Origin of the sequence: Mesorhizobium alhagi CCNWXJ12-2 (assembly GCF_000236565.1) — a bacterium.
In the GTDB taxonomy this organism is placed as follows: domain Bacteria; phylum Pseudomonadota; class Alphaproteobacteria; order Rhizobiales; family Rhizobiaceae; genus Allomesorhizobium; species Allomesorhizobium alhagi.
Genome location: NZ_AHAM01000064.1, coordinates 1 through 3,937, shown reverse-complemented (window position 1 = coordinate 3,937; position 3,937 = coordinate 1). Strand labels below are relative to the sequence as shown.

The 3,937-nt window shown below is 62.6% G+C and carries 3 protein-coding genes and 1 pseudogene; 3 read left to right on the top strand and 1 reads right to left on the bottom strand.

Features of this window, described 5'->3' with window-relative positions; translation table 11 throughout:
* Positions 1–1,062 (top strand): AbrB family transcriptional regulator (locus MAXJ12_RS09125; protein ID WP_008835535.1); only part of this gene is annotated, 1,062 nt, incomplete at its 5' end.
* Between the two features lie 100 nt (positions 1,063–1,162).
* Here MAXJ12_RS09125 and MAXJ12_RS09120 read toward each other — a convergent pair.
* Positions 1,163–1,387: a hypothetical protein gene (locus tag MAXJ12_RS09120; protein WP_040585521.1), complete on the bottom strand. Its 225-nt coding sequence runs from the start codon at positions 1,385–1,387 to the stop codon at positions 1,163–1,165.
* Positions 1,388–1,823: 436 nt separating this feature from the next.
* Here MAXJ12_RS09120 and leuA point away from each other — a divergent pair, with 436 nt between their 5' ends.
* Positions 1,824–3,524: a 2-isopropylmalate synthase gene (gene leuA, locus MAXJ12_RS09115; RefSeq protein ID WP_008835532.1), complete on the top strand. Its 1,701-nt coding sequence runs from the start codon at positions 1,824–1,826 to the stop codon at positions 3,522–3,524.
* A gap of 135 nt (positions 3,525–3,659) precedes the next feature.
* Positions 3,660–3,937 (top strand): annotated as a pseudogene (locus MAXJ12_RS09110) (hypothetical protein); the annotation flags it as partial.

Sequence of the window (3,937 nt, the reverse complement as noted above, 5' to 3'; positions counted from 1 at the left end):
CCGGAGCCGATGGCGAAGATGCCGCATTGGCTGCAGTGGCTGCTGCTGCTGGCGATCTCGCTTCTCTTTGCCGCCATCCTTGAATTCGCAGCACTTCCCGCGGCGCTGCTGATCGGGCCAATGCTGGCCGGCATTGTCGCCGGGACCAACGGCGCGACAGTGCGCCTGCCGAAGCCCGCCTTCCATGCCGCGCAAGCGATCATCGGCTGCCTCATCGCCGCCTCGATAGAGCTGGAAATCCTGACCTTCTTCATGCGCGACTGGCCGCTTTTCCTCGGCGCGGTCGTGTTGACCGTCGCCGCCTCCAGCTTTCTCGGCTGGCTGGTCAGCCGCTGGAAGATACTGCCCGGCACGACTGCCGTGTGGGGCTCGGCGCCGGGCGCCGCGACAGCCATGGTGCTGATGGCCGACGCCTTCGGCGCCGACGCCCGCCTCGTCGCCTTCATGCAGTATCTGAGGGTGATCTTCGTCTCGGTGGCGGCGGCGCTGATCGCAAGGCTGTGGATCGACACGTCAGGCGTCGAACTGCCGGCGACAATCTGGTTCCCGGTGATCGAGTGGCCGGCCTTTTCCGCCACGCTTGCGGTCGCCCTCGTTGGCGGGATGATCGGGCGGCTCGTCCGCCTGCCCTCGCCCTATTTCCTTGGCAGCCTGATCCTAGGCGTCAGCCTGCATCTCGGCGGCCTCGTCGACTTCCAGCTGCCCGAATGGCTGCTGGCGATCAGCTATACCATGGTCGGTTGGAGCATCGGCCTGAACTTCAGCCGCAAGATATTGCGTCATGCCGCCCGCGCGCTGCCGCAGCTCGTGCTGTCGATCCTGGCGCTGATGGCGTTTTGCGGCGGGCTCGCCTGGCTACTCCACCGGCATCTGGGCATCGATCCGCTGACCGCCTATCTGGCGACCAGCCCCGGCGGCATGGACTCCGTCGCCATCATCGCCGCGGCCTCGGAGAACGTGAACCTTTCCTTCGTCATGGCGATGCAGACCGCGCGCTTCCTGTTCGTGCTGTTGTTCGGTCCGGCGCTGGCGCGGCTGGTGGCGAAGGGAGTGAAGGTGTGAGAGGCACGATTTGCCTCGGAAAGCGGCGATAACGGGGCCTCCCGCGAAGGAACCCCCTTCCCCTGCATCCAGACGCAGCGTGGCGAATATCGCCGCGCGCTCAGGACTTCTGCGCCGTCTTCACGACCCGCGAACACTTGATCTTGATGTATTCGCCGGGTCCGCGCCTGGCGATCGACGTCGCTGCAATCAGCGCCTGACCCTGAAGTCCGCAGGCGACCACGCTCTGGGCCTGTGGACCGCTGATCACGTCGAGCGCTGTTTCAAGCTGGCAGTCCGCCGGAGAAAGGTTCATCGAGCAGACGAGTATCATTATCTGGAGCATTGCCTTCACCCCCCGTGAATGGTTTTCTCCTCCCTTCGCGGGACGAGCTTGCACAAGCCATGCTGCACGCAACCAACTCGTTGCGATGTAACAAAAGCCACATTTCGTGGACCGCTGTGTGAAGCCCTATCGGCGAAGCCTCCGTCAGGAAGGCTCCGTCCCCCACTTGTCCCCTGTACGCCACTCTTGTATACGCTGATTCATGTCCTCGCGCTCGAACATTCATTCCGTCCGCACCGCTTTCGCGGGCGAGACCGCGCGCGCGCTCTCCTCGGCTCTGCTGCTTCTCGGCCTTATCGGCGATCGCCGGGCTCGCTGAAGGAGCGCCCGGCGGTCGATCTGCCGCTTGAGGCGCATGCTCCTTGCAACCATCCACGGAACAGTTGACTGAAGGCGCTGTCCTGGGCTTAGCAGCCGGAGCTTCGGGAGAAATAAGATGAATGTACGAGAAGAGATCCGCGCCATGAAGGGCATGCCCGACGCGGCGCGCAAATATCAACCCTATCCGGCGATCGGCCTCGCCGACCGGACCTGGCCGTCAAAGCGCATCGAAAAGGCACCTATCTGGTGCTCGGTCGATCTTCGCGACGGCAACCAGGCGCTGATCGACCCGATGGGGCACGACCGCAAGGCGCGCATGTTCCAGTTGCTGCTCGACATGGGCTTCAGGGAAATCGAGATTGGCTTTCCGTCGGCCTCGCAGACGGATTTCGATTTCGCGCGCTGGGCGATCGAGGAAGGCGGCGTTGCGGACGACGTCTCGCTGCAAGTACTCGTGCAGTGCCGGCCTGAGCTCATCACGCGCACTTTCGAATCGCTCCAGGGCGCCACGAACCCGATCGTGCACTTCTACAATTCGACCAGCGAATTGCAGCGCCGCGTCGTTTTCGAAAAGGATGTGCGCGGCATCAAGCAGATCGCCACAGACGCAGCCAAGATGATCACCGACATGGCGGCCAAGGCGGGCGGCGGCTACCGCTTCGAGTATTCGCCCGAAAGCTTTACCGGCACCGAACTCGAAGTGGCGCTGGAGATCTGCAACGCAGTTGCCGAGATCGTCAAACCGACGGCGGACAACAAGCTCATCATCAACCTGCCGGCGACCGTTGAGATGGCGACGCCCAACATCTATGCCGACCAGATCGAATGGATGTGCCGCAATCTCGACAATCGCGAAAACCTCATCGTTTCGCTGCATCCGCACAATGACCGCGGCACAGGGATCGCCGCGACAGAGTTCGGCCTGATGGCGGGCGCCGACCGCGTCGAGGGCACCCTGTTCGGCAATGGCGAGCGCACCGGCAATGTCGACATCGTGACGCTGGCGCTCAACATGTACACGCAGGGCCTGGATCCTGAACTCGACTGTTCCGACATCAACCGGATGAAGGACGTGTTCGAATATTCGAACCAGATGAAGATCCCCGAGCGCCACCCTTACGTTGGGGAACTCGTTTATACGGCGTTTTCCGGCTCGCATCAGGATGCGATCAACAAGGGTATGAAGGCCATCAAGAAGGCCAATACGCCGCTCTGGGAAGTGCCCTATCTGCCGATCGACCCGAAGGATGTCGGCCGCAGCTACGAGGCGATCATCCGCATCAACTCGCAATCGGGCAAGGGCGGCATCGCCTATGTGCTGCAGGCCGATTACGGGCTCAACCTGCCACGCAATCTGCAGGTCGAGTTTTCCCGCGATATCCAGGAAATCACCGACGTCGAAGGCAAGGAGGTGCCGTCGCGGCGGATCTACGACCGCTTTCTCGAGCTTTATGTCGACCAGCCGAAGGCGCGGCTGAAATTCGTCGACCACCAGACTTTTCCCGATACCGAACACAAGGGCCGGCGTGTGATCGAGGCGGTGATTCTCGACGGCGGCAAGGAAGTAACCATCACCGGCAGCGGCACGGGACCGATCGACGGCTTCGTCGACGCGCTTTCGCGGCATATCGGCGTGGAGATGTCGGTACTCGACTATTCCGAGCACTCGATGCAGCGCGGATCCAACGCGGCGGCGATCTCCTATGTCGAGGTCGAGCATCCGGGCGGACGGCTGTTCGGCGCGGGTATCAACACCAATATTGTTGCAGCTTCGCTTGAGGCCGTGATTTCCGCCGCCAATCGGATAATATCGTGAAACGATTGTAATCGATGCCCCGCCCGGACCGAATTCGGGCGGGGGAAACACTGCCGATCGGGTCTGCACGCTTGTGCCGGCTCGGCAGGCGGCGCTATGATCGGCCGTTCGTGCCGGTCTCGAAAGGTTCGACGTTTGCCACATAACACGCCTGCCGCCCCCGCAGTGCGCGAAACGCTGGAGCGCATCCTCACCAGCGAGACCTTCGGACGGTCGGAACGCGCTCGCAATCTCCTGCGCTATCTCATCGAACAGGAACAGGCGGGCCATGCCGACCGGCTGAAAGGTTTCGCGATCGCAGTCGATGTGTTCGGCAAGGACGCCGATTTCGACCCGTCGACCGACGCGGTGGTGCGGGTGCAGGCCGGCCGGCTGCGCGAATTGCTCGCCCATTATTACGAGACGGAAGGCGC